General features: G+C 68.4%; 15 protein-coding genes. 7 read left to right on the top strand and 8 right to left on the bottom strand.

What is annotated here, in order from left to right:
* The coding region (locus ACFQ7Q_RS29550; protein WP_383560265.1) for an acyl-CoA dehydrogenase family protein at nucleotides 1-887 on the bottom strand (887 nt) is incomplete at its 3' end.
* Between the two features lie 291 nt (nucleotides 888-1,178).
* Nucleotides 1,179-1,997 carry an SDR family oxidoreductase gene (locus ACFQ7Q_RS29545; protein ID WP_383560266.1) on the bottom strand — a complete coding sequence of 273 codons (819 nt, stop codon included), beginning with the start codon at nucleotides 1,995-1,997 and terminating at the stop codon, nucleotides 1,179-1,181.
* A 535-nt stretch (nucleotides 1,998-2,532) separates the two neighbouring features.
* Here ACFQ7Q_RS29545 and ACFQ7Q_RS29540 point away from each other — a divergent pair.
* Complete coding sequence (locus tag ACFQ7Q_RS29540; RefSeq protein WP_383560267.1) at nucleotides 2,533-3,486, top strand: NAD(P)H-dependent flavin oxidoreductase; 954 nt, start codon at nucleotides 2,533-2,535, stop codon at nucleotides 3,484-3,486.
* 139 nt (nucleotides 3,487-3,625) lie between these two features.
* The gene (locus ACFQ7Q_RS29535) at nucleotides 3,626-4,414 is read left to right on the top strand and encodes an enoyl-CoA hydratase/isomerase family protein (RefSeq protein ID WP_383560268.1); all 789 of its coding nucleotides are present in this window, start codon (nucleotides 3,626-3,628) and stop codon (nucleotides 4,412-4,414) included.
* A gap of 42 nt (nucleotides 4,415-4,456) precedes the next feature.
* Here the strand turns inward: ACFQ7Q_RS29535 and ACFQ7Q_RS29530 are convergent, their stop codons facing one another.
* From ACFQ7Q_RS29530 to ACFQ7Q_RS29515, 4 genes are all read right to left on the bottom strand, one after another.
* Complete coding sequence (locus tag ACFQ7Q_RS29530; protein ID WP_383560270.1) at nucleotides 4,457-5,140, bottom strand: TetR/AcrR family transcriptional regulator; 684 nt, start codon at nucleotides 5,138-5,140, stop codon at nucleotides 4,457-4,459.
* Nucleotides 5,141-5,386: 246 nt separating this feature from the next.
* Nucleotides 5,387-5,932 carry an NUDIX domain-containing protein gene (locus ACFQ7Q_RS29525; protein WP_383560272.1) on the bottom strand — a complete coding sequence of 182 codons (546 nt, stop codon included), beginning with the start codon at nucleotides 5,930-5,932 and terminating at the stop codon, nucleotides 5,387-5,389.
* A complete protein-coding gene (locus ACFQ7Q_RS29520; protein ID WP_383560274.1) occupies nucleotides 5,929-6,168 on the bottom strand; it encodes a GNAT family N-acetyltransferase in 240 nt (79 codons plus the stop codon). Before ACFQ7Q_RS29520 ends, ACFQ7Q_RS29525 begins: the two co-directional genes overlap by 4 nt.
* Before the next feature lie 77 nt (nucleotides 6,169-6,245).
* On the bottom strand, nucleotides 6,246-7,463 hold the full coding sequence (locus tag ACFQ7Q_RS29515) for a protein-L-isoaspartate O-methyltransferase (RefSeq protein ID WP_383560275.1): 1,218 nt from the start codon (nucleotides 7,461-7,463) through the stop codon (nucleotides 6,246-6,248).
* A 798-nt stretch (nucleotides 7,464-8,261) separates the two neighbouring features.
* Between ACFQ7Q_RS29515 and ACFQ7Q_RS29510 the strand changes: the two genes are divergently transcribed.
* The 3 genes from ACFQ7Q_RS29510 (at nucleotide 8,262) to ACFQ7Q_RS29500 (ending at nucleotide 10,833) form a co-directional block, all read left to right on the top strand.
* Nucleotides 8,262-9,098, top strand: coding sequence for a DUF4436 family protein (locus tag ACFQ7Q_RS29510; protein ID WP_383560286.1), 837 nt, complete (start codon nucleotides 8,262-8,264; stop codon nucleotides 9,096-9,098).
* A gap of 144 nt (nucleotides 9,099-9,242) precedes the next feature.
* Entirely contained in the window at nucleotides 9,243-9,821 is a 579-nt protein-coding gene (locus ACFQ7Q_RS29505) for an SMI1/KNR4 family protein (RefSeq protein WP_383560277.1), read from the top strand.
* A 328-nt stretch (nucleotides 9,822-10,149) separates the two neighbouring features.
* Complete coding sequence (locus ACFQ7Q_RS29500; RefSeq protein WP_383560288.1) at nucleotides 10,150-10,833, top strand: hypothetical protein; 684 nt, start codon at nucleotides 10,150-10,152, stop codon at nucleotides 10,831-10,833.
* Between the two features lie 412 nt (nucleotides 10,834-11,245).
* Here the strand turns inward: ACFQ7Q_RS29500 and ACFQ7Q_RS29495 are convergent, their stop codons facing one another.
* Together ACFQ7Q_RS29495 and ACFQ7Q_RS29490 are read right to left on the bottom strand one after the other, a co-directional pair.
* Nucleotides 11,246-11,836, bottom strand: coding sequence for a GNAT family N-acetyltransferase (locus ACFQ7Q_RS29495; protein ID WP_383560279.1), 591 nt, complete (start codon nucleotides 11,834-11,836; stop codon nucleotides 11,246-11,248).
* Between the two features lie 229 nt (nucleotides 11,837-12,065).
* Entirely contained in the window at nucleotides 12,066-12,929 is an 864-nt protein-coding gene (locus tag ACFQ7Q_RS29490) for an aminoglycoside adenylyltransferase family protein (protein WP_383560280.1), read from the bottom strand.
* A 118-nt stretch (nucleotides 12,930-13,047) separates the two neighbouring features.
* On the opposite strand from ACFQ7Q_RS29490, the gene ACFQ7Q_RS29485 reads away from it, so the two are divergent.
* Both ACFQ7Q_RS29485 and ACFQ7Q_RS29480 read left to right on the top strand, forming a co-directional pair.
* Complete coding sequence (locus ACFQ7Q_RS29485) at nucleotides 13,048-13,434, top strand: DUF6193 family natural product biosynthesis protein (RefSeq protein WP_383560281.1); 387 nt, start codon at nucleotides 13,048-13,050, stop codon at nucleotides 13,432-13,434.
* Nucleotides 13,435-13,812: 378 nt separating this feature from the next.
* Nucleotides 13,813-14,097, top strand: coding sequence for a hypothetical protein (locus ACFQ7Q_RS29480; protein WP_383560282.1), 285 nt, complete (start codon nucleotides 13,813-13,815; stop codon nucleotides 14,095-14,097).
* The last annotated feature ends 201 nt before the right edge of the window (nucleotides 14,098-14,298 follow it).

Here is a 14,298-nt window from a genome sequence, read left to right as displayed (position 1 = left end):
GTGACGGCGCACTCGGTGGCCATCTCGGCGATCTCGAAGCGGATGTGCTGGAGCTTGGCCAGCGGCCGCCCGAACGCCTCGCGTTCCTTGACGTACTGAGTGGTGAGCTCCACAAGACGCTCCGCTCCGGCGATGGCGGCGACCGCGATCGTGATGCGCTCCTGGGCGAGGTTTGTCATCAAGTGCAGGAAGGCGCCGTTGTGTTGGCCGAGGAGGTTCCCCTTGGGGACGCGGACGTCGTGGAAGAACAGTTCGGCGGTGTCCTGCGACTTCTGCCCGATCTTGTCGAGGTTGCGGCCGCGCTCGAAGCCCTCCATTCCCCGCTCGACGACGAGCAGCGAGAGTCCGTGCGCGCCGCCCTCGGGGGTGGTGCGGGCGACGACGATCGCCAGGTCGGCGTTGATGCCGTTGGAGATGAAGGTCTTGGAGCCGTTGAGGATCCAGTGGTCGCCGTGGTCCTCGGCGGTGGTGCGAATGCCCTGGAGGTCGGAGCCGGCGCCCGGCTCGGTCATCGCGATGGCGGTGATCAGCTCGCCGGAGCAGAAGCCCGGCAGCCAGCGGCGCTTCTGCTCCTCGGTCGCCAGCGAGGTCAGGTAGGGGCCGATCATGTCGTTGTGCAGGCCGATGGCGAAGCCCGGGGTGTAGGCGCGGCCGAACTCCTCGGCGAGGACGGAGGCATACCGGTAGTCGAGGTTGCCGCCGCCCCCGTACTCCTCGTCGACGGCGAGACCGAGAAGGCCCTGACGGCCGGCGGCGAGCCATACGTCGCGGGAGACGATGCCGTCCTTCTCCCACTGCTCGTAGTGGGGGTGCACCTCCTTGTCCAGGAAGGTACGGACGACTCGGCGGAAGGCCTCGTGGTCCTCGGTGTAGATCTGACGCTTCATGGGGAGTGCTCCTGAACAGTCGGGATCAATGCGGGTGCAGCCCAGTCACGGGCGACTGCGGCGGTATCGCCGCCCGGCCGGGCGGGACCGGTGCGCACCCTGTGGGGTGTGGGAGAAGCGGGCGCGGTCTCCGGCAGCCCTCTGCGCTCGATGAAGGTGCCGCGGGCCGAGAGGCGCGTCCCCGCGAAGGGACCAGGCCCGGATCCACCACCATCGCTTCACAGAGCGGGCTGTCTCCCAGCGGCGCTCCGGCGTCTGTCGTAGCGCTGGGAGAGGACGGCAGCGCGTCACTCACCGCGAGACCGACGCGAGATAGCGGCCGGCTTCCTCGATCCCGCGGATGCTCTCGAACGACCCGCCGCCGTCGCAGGGGATCACCGCTCCGGAGATGTAGCCGGCAGCCGAGGACGACAGGAACATCGCCAGATCGGCGATCTCTTCCTTCGCGCCGAACCGGCCCAGCGGAACGGTCTTGATCGACCTGTCGCCATCCGGGTCATCTCCCGGCGACAGCCGCGCCAGACCCTCCGTGCCGGCGATCGGGCCTGGCGCGATCGCGTTCACGCGGATGCCCTTGCCGCCCCACTCCAGCGCCAGCACCCGGGTCAGCTGGTCCACACCCGCCTTCGCCGCGCAGACATGGGCCTGGTAGCGCACGGGGATCACCGCCTGAGGCGCGGTGATGTTGATGACCGAGGCACCCGGAGCGAGGTGCTCGAAGCCGGCTCGCATCACGTGGAACGTCCCGTTGAGGTCGATGTCCACGACCACCTTGAAGCCGTTCGACGACAGCTCGTTCGCCTCGGCCAGGAAGTTGCCGGCCGCCCCGGACACCAGGACGTCGACCGGCCCGAACTCCGAGCGCACAGCCCCGAAGACCTCTTCGACCGACCCCAGGTCCCGCACATCGGCCACGAACCCGCGCACAGGGTTCCCGTGTGCGTCGAGCTGCTTGACGGCCGCGTCGACGTTGGCCTGCTTCCGGCTGGCCACCGCCACCGCGGCGCCCCGCGCGGCGAACGCCTCGGCGATGGCCAGGTTGATGCCGGACGTGCCGCCGAACACCACCGCTGTCTTGCCACTGAAATCGAACTTGATGTCCATGCGCATTTCTCCCTTGGGTGCTCTGACGTCATCAGCCGCTCCGCTCACGGCGGCCGGGGTTACGTGACGGCAGCGTCAGGCAACCTGACAAAATAGTCAAGTGCGAGATTCGGCGTCGAGGCCGCACGAGAGTGGCCGCGTACGTGGTCGCCACGGGGTGAATCGGCGCTTTGGTGCATGGCTTCACGCTGGTATCGATTGCCTGGGATGCGTGAAGGAGTGGACTGCCCGAACGGCTGTCTCTCCTGTGACGCCTATCTCACTGACAAAAAAGTCAGAGAATGTTGATGGGCGGGGCGCGAACCGGGAAGTCGCTGGTGGGGCCCTGTGAAGGAGGGTGGGCAGGAGTCCCCGTACGGCTGCAGTGCCGCACGTCGCCCCGGCGGCCTCCCTTGCCCGATTGTGCAACGAGTTGCACAATCGCTGCCTGTCCCCGCCGAGAGCCTCTCTTCCGGTCACGTTCCGAGGGCTCACCGAAACCGCTCAAGGACCCGCTATGCCGTTGCCCCCTGCCCTCTCGCGGCCCCTCACCCTGCCCGTCGTGAGCTCGCCCCTGTTCATCGCCTCCGGCCCCGAACTGGTCATCGCCCAGTGCCAGGCCGGTGTGATCGGCTCGTTCCCGGCCCTGAACGCTCGGCCCGCGTCACTGCTTTCCGACTGGCTGGACCGCATCACCGAGGAGAACGCCGCATATGCGGCCGCGCACCCGCATGCGGTCGTCGCCCCGCTCGCGGTCAATCAGATCGTGCACCGGTCCAACGACCGCCTCGAGCGCGACATGGACGTGATCGTGAAGCACCAGGTGCCGATCGTCATCACCTCCCTGGGGGCCCGCCCCGAGATCAACGAGGCCGTGCACTCCTACGGAGGGACCGTTCTCCATGACGTGACCAGCAACGAGTTCGCCCGCAAGGCGATCGAGAAGGGTGCCGACGGCGTCATAGCCGTGGCGGCCGGTGCGGGAGGCCACGCCGGCACGCAGTCCCCCTTCGCCCTGGTCCAGGAGATCCGCGAATGGTTCGACGGCCCGCTGCTGATGTCCGGAGCCATCGCCCACGGACGGTCGATCCTGGCGGCCCTGGCCGCAGGCGCCGACCTCGCCTACATCGGGTCGGCGTTCCTGGCCACCGCCGAGGCGAACAACCCGCCGGCCTACAAGCAGATGATCGTCGACAGCGCCGCCAAGGACATCGTCTACAGCAACCTGTTCACCGGGATCCACGGCAACTACCTGCGCGGAAGCATCGCCGCCGCCGGTCTCGACCCCGACAACCTCCCCGAATCCGACCCATCCGCCATGGACTTCGGCTCCGGCGGCAACACCGAGGCCAGGGCATGGAAGGACATCTGGGGATCCGGCCAGGGCATCGGTGCCGTCAAGCAGCGCCTCACGGTCGCCGACCTCATCGCGACATTCAAGACGCAGTACGAGGCCGCCGTGCACGACCTCAGCACCAGGACGTCCCTCCACCCGGCCCCGCCGACGACCGCCTGAGCCTTTCTCCGCCCCGCCGACACCGCCTGAGGCTTCTCGGCCCCGCCCACGACCGCATGAGCCTTCTCCGCCCCGCCCGCGACTGCATGAGCCTTCTCCGCCCCACATGATCCGCCACCCGCCCAGGAACGGAACCGCCATGACGAACCCCCCTGTCGTCACCACCTCCACACAAGGCCATGTCCGGACGATCCGGTTCGACCGGCCGGCCCGGATGAACAGCCTGGACCTGAACACCAAGACGCAGCTCCTGGCCGCATTGCAGACAGCGGCCGACGACCCCGACGTCCGTGCCGTGGTCCTCACCGGAACCGGAAGGGCCTTCTGCGTCGGCCAGGACCTGGATGAAGCGCAGACCGCAGAGGGCCCCGACGCCATGGCCAACGCCGTACGCGAGCACTACAGCCCCCTCATTCGGACCCTGCTGACGACACCCAAACCCGTGATCGCGGCCGTCAACGGGGTCGCCGCCGGCGCAGGCATGGCGCTGGCACTCGCATGCGACTTCCGCATCGCCGCCGAGTCCGCGACGTTCACCACCGCCTTCGCCGGCATCGGCCTGTCCTGCGACACCGGGATCTCCTGGACCCTGCCCCGCATCGCCGGACGAGCAGCGGCACTCGACCTGCTGCTGCACCCCCGCCTCCTCGGCGCAGCGGAGGCGCTCGACCTGGGACTGCTCCACCAGGTCACCGCTGACGAGGACCTCCACGCCAAGGTCCACCGCAGCGCTGCCGCACTGGCCGCCGGCCCCACTCGCGCCTTCGCCGCCATCAAGGCAGCCGTGACCTTCGCGTCCGAATCGACACTCGACGCCGCACTGGAATACGAAGCGGCGCAGATCGCCCACACCGGGGCTTCCGAGGACTACCGCCTTGGCCTGAACGCCTTCCTCACCAAGCAGAAGCCGTCCTTCACGGGGCGTTGAGCTGCCCGCGACCCGCAGCTCCTGCCTCGGCTCTCGCCCGCGTCAGTCGGAAGCGGTACCCGCAGAGGCACGGGCGCGAGCGGCCCACCCTTCGTCGGGCGCTCCCTGCAACCCAATGGCCGACGCCCACAGTCGCGAAAGGTGATCGACGACCGTGTCCTCGTCGAACGGTTCCTCCATGGAGGACCGTGCGTGGGCGACCTGCTCGACCATCGACCCCAGCGCCAGCGCCGTCAGGCGTGGGTCCAGATCCGGATTCGCCAGGCCCGCGTCCTGCAGACGCCTCAGACCCTTCGTGGCACGACTGACGTAGAACTCGCGGATCTCAAGGACGATCTGCCGCAGGGCCTCGTCCGCGGCCGCCCCTTGCTCGACGAGCCGCAGCACCTTCGACGCTCTGTCCCAGGCGCGGAGGTAGAGGCGGTTCGACTCCATGAGCTTCGCGTAGGGATCGCCCACCACATCCGGTGACACCAGGCTCGAGGCCAGCATTTCGCCCGCGACCGACCGGACGACGTGATGCAGCAGGTCGTCGCGGGATTCGAAGTACGTGTAGAACGTCCCGTACGAGACGCCGGCCGCCTGCGCCACTGCTTCAGGACTGAAAGCGGACCAACCCTGCTGCTCCAGAACCTCCCGCCCGGCAAGGATCAGGCCGTCACGGGTACGCCGACCACGCGTCGTGGTCGGCGGCGTCGGGGCCGGCTTGGTCCTCTGTCGTCCCATGCTCCTATCATCGCACCCCTCCCGGAGGGGGCCTCAGCGCGCGGCGGCTCATACCCCACCGCCCTCACCGGCGCCCCTGGCCCTCCTCGGCTCCCTGCTGCCGAACCAGGAGCCCCGGGGCCACCGGTGCCGTCGGGGTGGCCGAGTCGCCCGGGCCCCACTGCCGGTGGGGCGGCGGAAGCGCGGCTCGATGCGCCGGCTTGACGTGTAGTGCTCGCTCCAGGCCCCGCACTGATGATGCGGTGCTCACCGTGCGGTCTCTTCGGTGCTCGTGGCCGTACCGCGTAGATCGCTGTCCCAGTCCCAGGCACCGACGTAGGCCGCCACTCCGGTCCGGCGGGCATCCATGAGGGCGGTGAGCCGGGCGAAGTCCCGTGCCGGCATCAGCGCCCGCCAGCCCTCCAGCGAGAGAACCCGCACGTCGTCGTGCTCCTCTGGGGCGAGTGTGATGCCGGCGATCTGCCGGTCGGTCAACCGCCCGCCGTCGAATACGAAGCCCGTGGTCGCCAGGGGCCATGCCGCGCCGGGCAGGCCGAAGACGGCCGCCAGCAGCCGCGGCGGCCCTGGCACCAGCAGCCCGGTCTCTTCCTCGGTCTCCCGCACCGCGGTTTCCCACGGCCGTTCGCCGGCCTCCGCCGTACCGCCGGGCAGCTGCCAGGGATGCTCGGTGCTGTAGACGGCATGAAGCTGCACGGGCCGGTCGTCCATGTCGGTGAAGAAGACGGCGCCGAACACGCTCGCTTTCGGCAGCGAGGCTGCGTACTCCTCGGGCGGGAGCCATCCCTCAGTCATGACGCGCCCCCCTCCCGGGCCTGCGGGAGCTTCGTCATCCGCATGAGTCCGGGATTGCTGGTGCAGCCGAACCCTTCGTACAGCGGCACGGCGTCTGCGCTTGCTTGCATTTCGTCGAGCGTCGCGCCCTCCCGCTGCAGGTGCTTCAGCAGCGCAGCCGAGGCGGCCCGGGCGTGGCCGCGGTGCCGGTGCGCGGGTTCGGTCGCCACGGCCGGTGGGCCTGCTGTGTGTGTCATGACGAGGTTCCTCCGGTGGGTGCCGTTGAGAAGGGGGACGGAGGTCACCGCGGCGACGGTGACCCGCAGCGGCGTGATCAAGGCGTCTGCCGGGGAACGGTGGCAAGCGCGGGGAGCGTCCATGCGAGCGCGTTCCTTCCGGTGCCGGAGGTGACGTACTGCGGGCCACCTCCATCGGGGAGTTCAACGGTGTAGGTGTCCGGACGACCGGCCCGATCCCAGCGGGCGTGAAGGTCTTCGAGTTCGGCCCAGACATCCCGGCGGCCGTGCACGCGAACGGTGCCGTCACCGGGCCCGGCGACCGCCCAGGAGTCCTCATCGGGAGCGACGATGGTCATCGTCTCTGCCTGGAAGTCCCGCACCAGGCTGCCGTTTCCGAGCACATAGGCGGCGGCGATCCAGAATCCGTACGCGTCGTCCGCCGGCGGAGCCAGCGCGGTCGGGCGCGATCGGCCGGGACGGGCCTTGATGCGGGTGCGGTGGTCCAGAGCGCTGAGCCACCGGTAGCCGAGCATGGGCCGGTACCCCCGCGGCGTGCCCTTCAGCACCGCCTTGATCTCGCCTGCCGGCGCGCGGGAGACGAGGAGTTGTCCCGGCCAGCTCGGCGTCCTGGTGGCGAGCGTGGTGAGTAGCCTCCCGCCCGGCGCGAGCTGCTGGATCCACGCGGGCGGGACGCAGGGGACGCCGATGCCGGAGTGGATCCGGTCGAAGAGCCGTTCAGCCGGGAGCCCGTCAAGGGCGTCGCCCGCGACGACCTTCGCGCCAAGGCCGAGGTCGTCCAAGTTCTGCTGGGCGAATGCGGCCATGCGCTCATCGCGCTCCACACCGGCGGCGTGCCCAGGGCCGGTGACGGCGGCGGCGAGCGCAAGGGAGACGCCTGGACCTGGTCCGAGTTCGAGGAACGACTGCCCGGGCTCGAGTCGCAGGGTCTGCAGAGCTCCGATGGTGGCCGGAGTGTAGGTGGACATGGACGACATGTGGCCTCCGGAGACCGGGCCGCGGCAGAGGACATCGAGAGGCTCGCCGTCGCGCTGCAGCAGGATCGACTCGTCGCTGTGGATCAGCTCGAGCCACTCCGCCCGGTCTTCGGGATGGGCGCCCTGGAGGAGCCGCCATTCGATGGGTTCCGCGCCCGGGCCGCTGACCCGGACGTAGGCGTGAGGGAGAAGCACCTCGCGGCGCACGCGGAGCAGCGCGGAACGGAGCCGGCGGTCGGTCAGGACGCCATCGGACACGAGGCGATCGACCATCGCGGCCCGCTTGGCGTGCGTTGCGGCGTTCAGACCAGCAGACACGGGGTTCCTCCTTCACGGACGAGGGATCTGGGGCGGGTGGGCAGGGTGGCTGGGCGGCGGACAGAGGCTCAGCTGCCAGAAGGCGGGCGACGGAGTCGTAGCGCTGGCGGCCGCGTTTGCCGCGTGAATGGGTGGCCTTTCCAGGGGGTGAGGATCTGGGTTCTGCGAGGTTCAACGACCGGACCGGGTTCGTCGAACACATGTGTTTCGGACGCCGTGCGAACCCCGTGGCAGTGCGCAAGCGCGTTGGTGTCGGGTGCACCGACCCTTGCGGCACGAGGGCGGCGGCTTGGAGTGGATGTGGCCGAAACGCCCACGTGCCACATGCTGCCTCCGCCGTGGCCTCGTGGCGCTGCTGTGCTTGCGCTCGCAGGCGAGGGGGGCGTGACCACGGCGGTGAGCCGATGGGGGAGAGGTGCGATGGTGCGAGGTCCTAGCTGCCCCGCACTCCTGTCGTTCATCTGACCCGTCTGCTGGTGCTCAGCGAGCAGAGCACTGCATCGATGTGGGCAGGGGACGCGGCGCACCGGGCCGCCCGGTAGGGGCCCCGACACGCCTGCTCGAATGCGGAGGATCGCCGGCCCGGTCGGCGAGGATCACATTGCGGCCACCGCCCCGCGTTTCGGACAAGAGGGCTGCCCGTGGTGGTGACGCCAGGCTTCGGCAGGCGGCGCTGCCCGGGGCGAAGTCCGCTCCCGACGTCGGCCGGACGAGTCCGTTCCCTTTCCCAAGCTCGTCGGAGTCACGATGACCCCACCCTCGGACTCACCTCGCCCACGCCGCTTCGGGGCGTCGATTCTGCCGGTGCTGCTTCTCGTCGCGGTCCTGATCGTGGTGGCGGTGTCCGTGGGGTCGTGGCTGCAGTTCACCGAGCGGCAGATGATCGACACGGTCCACACGGTCGGATCCGGAGCCGCGGACCGGGTGGACGTGGAGGCCACCGTCCAACACGTCGACGCCGCGGCCAGAGAGCTGGTACTGCGAGTCCGGGTCACCCCGCGCGGGGCTCTCGGCGAGGAGGAGGGGACCGCCCCTGTGGCCGATCTCAGCCTCCAGACCTCCGCGGCAACCCTCAGCGACCTGGCGTTCAAGGCGCACGAGCGCCTCACGACGAAGGACGTGCAGGTCGCGATCACGGGTGGATCGATCAGCGACTACCCCTTCGACACCTACGAGACCGACGTCGAGTTCTGGGCACAGCTGGGCGGCAAGCAGGTGCCGGTGCGGTTGATGTTCTCCAACAACGACACGCTCTTCTCGATCTCCGCGACACCCACCCCCAACCCGGAAGAGGCCGTCTTGGGGCTGGGGCTGTCCCGATCGGGCAGCCTGTTCGTCTTCGCGGTCCTCATGATGGTCGTGATGTGGGCGCTGGCGGGTTCCGTGCTCATCGCGACCTGGTACCTGACGACCCGCAGCGAGGGCCTGGTCTGGCCGGCCCTCGCTTGGATGGCCGCCACCCTGTTCGCCCTCTCCGCATTCCGTAACACCGCCCCCGGCACACCCCCGATCGGGTGCGTGCTGGACTGGTTCGCCTTTCTGTGGGCCGAGACGATCATTGCGCTCTGCCTGATCGTCGTGGTCATCACGAGCGTCCGCACCGCCCTCCGCCGCGACAACGCTCACCGCACCTAGGGCCTGTCCTCTTTGACTTCACGTTGATCGGGCCACGTGCGAGGGTCATGGCCGTGTGGAAGCACTGCACCGTGCACGACCAGGCATCTGGTGAGAAACGATGGGCGCTCCCAAATGTCCTTAGCAGGAGGAGAGAGGCGAGTCATGGATCACTTGGCAGCAGTGTTGGCGATGTTGGGTGAGCCGCGTAGGGCCCACGAAGACTCCGCGGCGGCGTGGGAGCGTCTCGAAGCAGATTGCGACGTGGAGCTCCCGGACGACTTCAAGAGAATCGTGGAGGCGTACGCCCCGGTGGAGGTGAACCGACACTTGGTCCTCCTTCACCCCTCGGAAGACCTCGGGATGTGGATCGGCAAGACCAATGAGGCCTTTCAGGGCACGGCCTGGGACGAAGATGTGGCGTGTCCCGGGTTCGAGGAAACAGGTCCTCAGTTCGGCGGGAGGATGGGGTTGGTGCCCCTTGCCACCACCGACAGGGGTGACTATGTGTTCGCAGCGCGGAACGAGAAGGCATGCGGCTGGCGGATGCTCACCTGCGACGGCGACGAGCAGGACTTCTATGAGTACCGGATGGGGTTCGCGGAGTGGCTGCACGGTTGGTTGACCGGCGGTGACATGGTCGGACCGGACAGCGCTGTGTTCTACCCCGGCCCCCTCCGGCTGGAACGCTGGGCACGGACCGCGGGCGAGCCTTCTCTCGTCTGGGAGGGAACCGCGCGGTAAGCCGCATGAGAGCAAAGGGCCGGCAGTCCTGGTGGAGTGCGGGCCCCTCACCCACTGCATGGACCGGGCCTCGGCGCCGGCCTTGCGGCGTGAGAACGAAAGTTCACCTGGCCGGGGGCGGCCATGCACGGCCGCACTCGTCGTGCTGCCTGTTGGAAGGGACGAAACAGATGGCGGCCGGGGGCTTGCCCCGGTAAGTTGGCGATCTTCGGATGGCGCGAGCTTCCGGAGTCCCCAAAGGCGAACGCCCGTGACGAACCTCGATCAGCCCCGTGTACGACGTCGCCTCGATGCGGCACTGGAGAGCCTGGCCTTCACCTTCCGCGGGATGACCGCTCACCCCGACGAGTCCAACTGCGAGTGTCACTGGGGCAGCGCGGAAGAACTCGCGCAGCTGAAGGTGGCGGACGTGGAGCTGGACCTCGATCTCCTGCGGCGGACATGGCAGCCCAGTGACTGGAGCGATCACGCATCTGTGCTGCGCCGGATCCTGCCCCAGCTGTCCTCGGCCCTCGTCAGCGGCCTCGTCGAGTCCGTCTTCGGCCTGGAGGATGTCGGCCGTTGCTTCGCTCGCGGCCACTGGCAGCAGTGGCCTGCCGGGCAGGCGGCCGCAGTGGAGGAGTTCCTGCAGGCGTGGTGGGTGTACACGCTCACCGATTCGACCCCCACCGTGCCTGCGTATGACGTCCTCGTCCTGTTGGCCGAGGCGACGGGCACACTGAGTCCGTGGCTCAGCACCTGGGAAGCGCTCAAGGACCCTGTGGCCGACCGGCACCTGGCTGCAGCGGCAGGGCACTGGGAGTACGACCTGCTCGGTGACCAACTTCCCTGGCACGCTTGGGAGAACGAGGAGGAGATGCGTGTCGACCTCACTGCCTGGCTCGTCCGCCACGCGTCTGACCGGCTGCGTACCTACGGTGCATCCGAGGATCTGCTTCACCGGATACGGCTGCTCGGCGTCACCGGACCAGACCGCTGGACGGACCCGCACTGGCCCGGCCACCGCTACTGATCCACCGAACTACACGGCTCTCCTGCCCGGTCTGCCAAGGCAGGCCGGGCCAAGCCGGCCGAGCATGAGATCTGTGGCAAAGCCGTTCCCCGAGCCGCTGTGGGCACAGCGGCAACTGTCACGGAGACACGTCACTCCGTCAGGCTCATGCGACGCGCGGGTGGTTGCCACATGAACCCATCCGCGATCTGCGCGCCGAATGGTGTCATCCGCCGTGCGTCACCGATGTCGCTCCAGTGCTGGCTAAGGAAGTGTTCCGAGTCGCCCCTCGTCTGAACACGTCGCAGATCAAGTCGTAGACACGGTCGGCCGCTACCCGACACCAGGACGCCGGATTCGGTGTTCTGAAGATCACGGGCCACTCTTCGTTACCAGACAGTTGCGCTGTTGATGACGGGTCGTGGCCGCTCGCTCATGGAGTGCGGAGGCGGTGCCGAGGATCGTGTCCCGTCGCGGGGTGTAGGCCGTGAGCGTCGCTGCGGGAGATCCGATACAGCACGCACCGGCGCAGCGGGCCCTCGGGCACGCTTGGATCCTCGAAGTTGTCGGCAGGATCGTGGGTCATACCGATCCGGCGCATCACTGCCTGGGAACGAAGGTTGTTGACGGTCGTCGACGCGATCACTTCCGGCAGTCCGAGGGCCTCGAAGCCGAAAGCCAGGCAGGCCAGGGCGGCCTCGGTGGCGTAACCGTGACCCCACGCCGAACGCATCAGCCGCCAGCCGACGTCCACCCCCGGGAACGGCATGTCCTTGCCTACCTCGTCCAAGCCTGCACGGCCGACGAACTCACCGGTCTGGCGTGATTCGAGCGCCCACCACCCGAAACCTCGCTTGTCGAAATCGGCCTGCATGTCTGCCACCACGGCATCGCTTTGCTCCCGCGTCAGCAGTTCCCCCAAGTGTTCTCGGACCTCGGGATCGGCGTTCATGGCCGCCCACGGTTCGAGATCGGACTCCCGCCACCGGCGGAGCAGTAGACGATCGGTACGCAGCTCTGACATGCCACACAGCCAAGCCGATCAGGATCAGGGTGTCGATCGGTTATGTCCGAGCCCCGGGGTGCTCACCCATACCCGCTGTGCTGATCCTCGCTGGCCGCACCCCCGCCGCGAGAGGGCGCCTCTCGGCGGCGGTGGAGAGCCAAGGTGAGCAGGTCTGGGGAGTGAGTCCCTGGGCACGCGGTGGGGACATCCAAGGCGTCCCATCAGCGCCGCCTCGACCGGGCACAGCTCATGTCAGGTGGTCGGCAGGTGGGGCCGTGCGTGGTGACGAGTGAGTGGGCGGTGGCTGATCTGGCGAACCATCCTGTCGGCGCAGGCTGTCGATGCGGGCGAGCACTTCGTCCACGAGCGGGCGCACCTGGGCCTTGAGTTCGGGACTCCAGGTCTCTTCCTCGTAGTGGCAGTTGCGGTACAGGTACCTGGCATGCTCCAGGGCCGGACGGTGCTCCTGGGGGAGATGGGCGAGAGCCCAGTCCGCCGCGGCGTCCTTCGGCTCGATCTTGCCCGTGCCGAGGGTGGTCCAGATGCGGGCAAGGGTCAGCAGGACGTTACGGGTGTCGTCGGCGAGGTCGTCGAGGAGTTCGGGAATGCCTGCGACGCTGGCTTGGGCAAGGTTGGCATGCGGCACAGGGGCGAGGAGTTGGGCGGGAGGGGGGCCGGTGAGGGGACGGTCGCCTGCCAGCACCATGGTCAGCGCAATGGCCAGATCCGGCATGGGGGAGGGCGGTGGGGGCCCGCTTTCCTGCAGTTCTTCACGGAGCCACTCCCCGTACAAGAGGTCTCCGATCGGCGGGAACCGCCAGGGGCGGACCTCGGACTGGACGACGACGGTGAGTTCGACCGGCCTGACGGTGGCCGTGAGGCCGGAGATCTCCAGCAAGCCCTCAACAAGTGCCCGCCGTTTCCGCACGTCGAGGCTCTTCCGTGTGACGGCCAGGACGTCGAGGTCGCTGGCCGGTCTCAGGCCTCCGAGCACGGCTGAGCCGTGCAGGTATGTGCCAAGCAGCTCCTGCGCCAGGACGCCGCGGATGAGCTTGACGGTCTGTTCAAGTTGATCCATTGCCTCAGTGTGGAGCGCAGCCGCAGGCGGCACACTTGCGATTGGACAGGCACGCACATCGCATCTACCCCTAGGGCCTGTTGGGAACGTCGCGGCTGTTGACGCGCTCGCCGATTTGTGGGCGGACCTTCGGGCGTCGAAGAATGGGTCCATGTCTGAGGTTCCTGATGTCGCGACGGCCTGGTGCGGGCTCCTGGAACGCAGGCCGGGCATGCGGGGAGCCACGCACGACTCCCTGCCCGCCGTCGTCGAGGCCGCGCACGCCGAGCCGCTGTTGCGCAGCCTCTACCCATTCCCCACTCATGGGACTCTGCGCTTCCTGCGCAGCGCCCCGCCGTCGCTTGAACCCGGCCAGGACGACCTTCCCTCCATCTCGTACGGAGGACCGCCGTACAAGGTCTACGCGTCCGGCTACGCTGACCTGCTCGGCGAGGTCGCGACGCCGGCGGAAGCCGCCGCTCTCGTGGTGAGACACCTGCCGGGAAACGTGGTTGCGGAGAGCGGCGAGTCACACGGCGAGACCCTCCGTTCCGGGTGACCGAGGCGGAGGCTCGTAGTCGCTCGTTGATCTCTGCGACCAGCACCGTGGCTTCAGCGCGGACGGGAGTCCGTCGTACCTCTTGAGGCGGTTGAGTCCGCCCTTGACGGCATGGCGTTGGTGAGAGTCCACCTTGTCGAACTCCGGCGGCCTGCCGGCACGGAAGCCGAGGTTGACCCGGTTGCCGCGCCGATCGGCAGGGATGATGAGTGTCTGCGTCCCGACGCCGGGTACGTCGGTCGTGGCCCGTGGGCGCGAACGGCTCCGCTGCATGGTGGGAGCGAACGGTGGTACCCGCCGTTGGGCGGAACGTTCAGGGTGGGACCGGGGTCGCTACGATCATCTGATGGCAGGCGGCGAAGAGGGCAGGGACCGGGCATGAGTTTCTTCAATGGAGTCGAGGACCTCGAACTGTTCCTTTCGCGCAGCCGAATGATGACCGTTATGTCGGTACCGGTCTGTGTGGGCGTGATGGTGTTCTTCCTCAGGGAGGAAGGCTGGCGCTTCAGCCTGCTTCTGTGCTGCGTGCTTCCATTGCTCGCCGCCTACCTGGGGATTCGCGGCAAGCGGGAGATCCGCGGAGGGATGGCCGCAGCGGGACTCGCGCTCGCCGTCGCCACACTGCCGCTGGCCCTCGTCCTGGCATGGCTCGAAGGAGCGTAGTCGGGCGTACGGCGCGCCCCTGCGATTGAAGAGACCGCCTCGACTTGTCGGCCACGTCAAGGCCCGCACGAGAGGGTTCGTGACCACCAAGTACGCCGGGTGTACCCAGCCTTCCTCCTTGGCGAGGAGCCCAGGTCCGTTCTCACGGTTCAGATGGCGCAAGAGCCTGCCGAATGATGCCCATCGATGGCCCGAGGAGCA

This window comes from Streptomyces sp. NPDC056527, from assembly GCF_042794475.1.
In the GTDB taxonomy this organism is placed as follows: Bacteria; Actinomycetota; Actinomycetes; order Streptomycetales; family Streptomycetaceae; genus Streptomyces.
The sequence above is the reverse complement of the archived record's forward strand: the minus strand, read 5'-3'. Positions and strand labels throughout refer to the sequence as shown.

Bases quoted from the DNA above. Each gene is read 5' to 3' on its own strand.
- ACFQ7Q_RS29545 (WP_383560266.1), bottom strand. From the start codon at position 1,997: ATGCGCATGGACATCAAGTTCGATTTCAGTGGCAAGACAGCGGTGGTG.
- ACFQ7Q_RS29535 (WP_383560268.1), top strand. From the start codon at position 3,626: ATGACGAACCCCCCTGTCGTCACCACCTCCACACAAGGCCATGTCCGG.
- ACFQ7Q_RS29530 (WP_383560270.1), bottom strand. From the start codon at position 5,140: ATGGGACGACAGAGGACCAAGCCGGCCCCGACGCCGCCGACCACGACG.
- ACFQ7Q_RS29525 (WP_383560272.1), bottom strand. From the start codon at position 5,932: ATGACTGAGGGATGGCTCCCGCCCGAGGAGTACGCAGCCTCGCTGCCG.
- ACFQ7Q_RS29520 (WP_383560274.1), bottom strand. From the start codon at position 6,168: ATGACACACACAGCAGGCCCACCGGCCGTGGCGACCGAACCCGCGCAC.
- ACFQ7Q_RS29505 (WP_383560277.1), top strand. From the start codon at position 9,243: ATGGATCACTTGGCAGCAGTGTTGGCGATGTTGGGTGAGCCGCGTAGG.
- ACFQ7Q_RS29500 (WP_383560288.1), top strand. From the start codon at position 10,150: ATGACCGCTCACCCCGACGAGTCCAACTGCGAGTGTCACTGGGGCAGC.
- ACFQ7Q_RS29495 (WP_383560279.1), bottom strand. From the start codon at position 11,836: ATGTCAGAGCTGCGTACCGATCGTCTACTGCTCCGCCGGTGGCGGGAG.
- ACFQ7Q_RS29485 (WP_383560281.1), top strand. From the start codon at position 13,048: ATGTCTGAGGTTCCTGATGTCGCGACGGCCTGGTGCGGGCTCCTGGAA.
- ACFQ7Q_RS29480 (WP_383560282.1), top strand. From the start codon at position 13,813: ATGAGTTTCTTCAATGGAGTCGAGGACCTCGAACTGTTCCTTTCGCGC.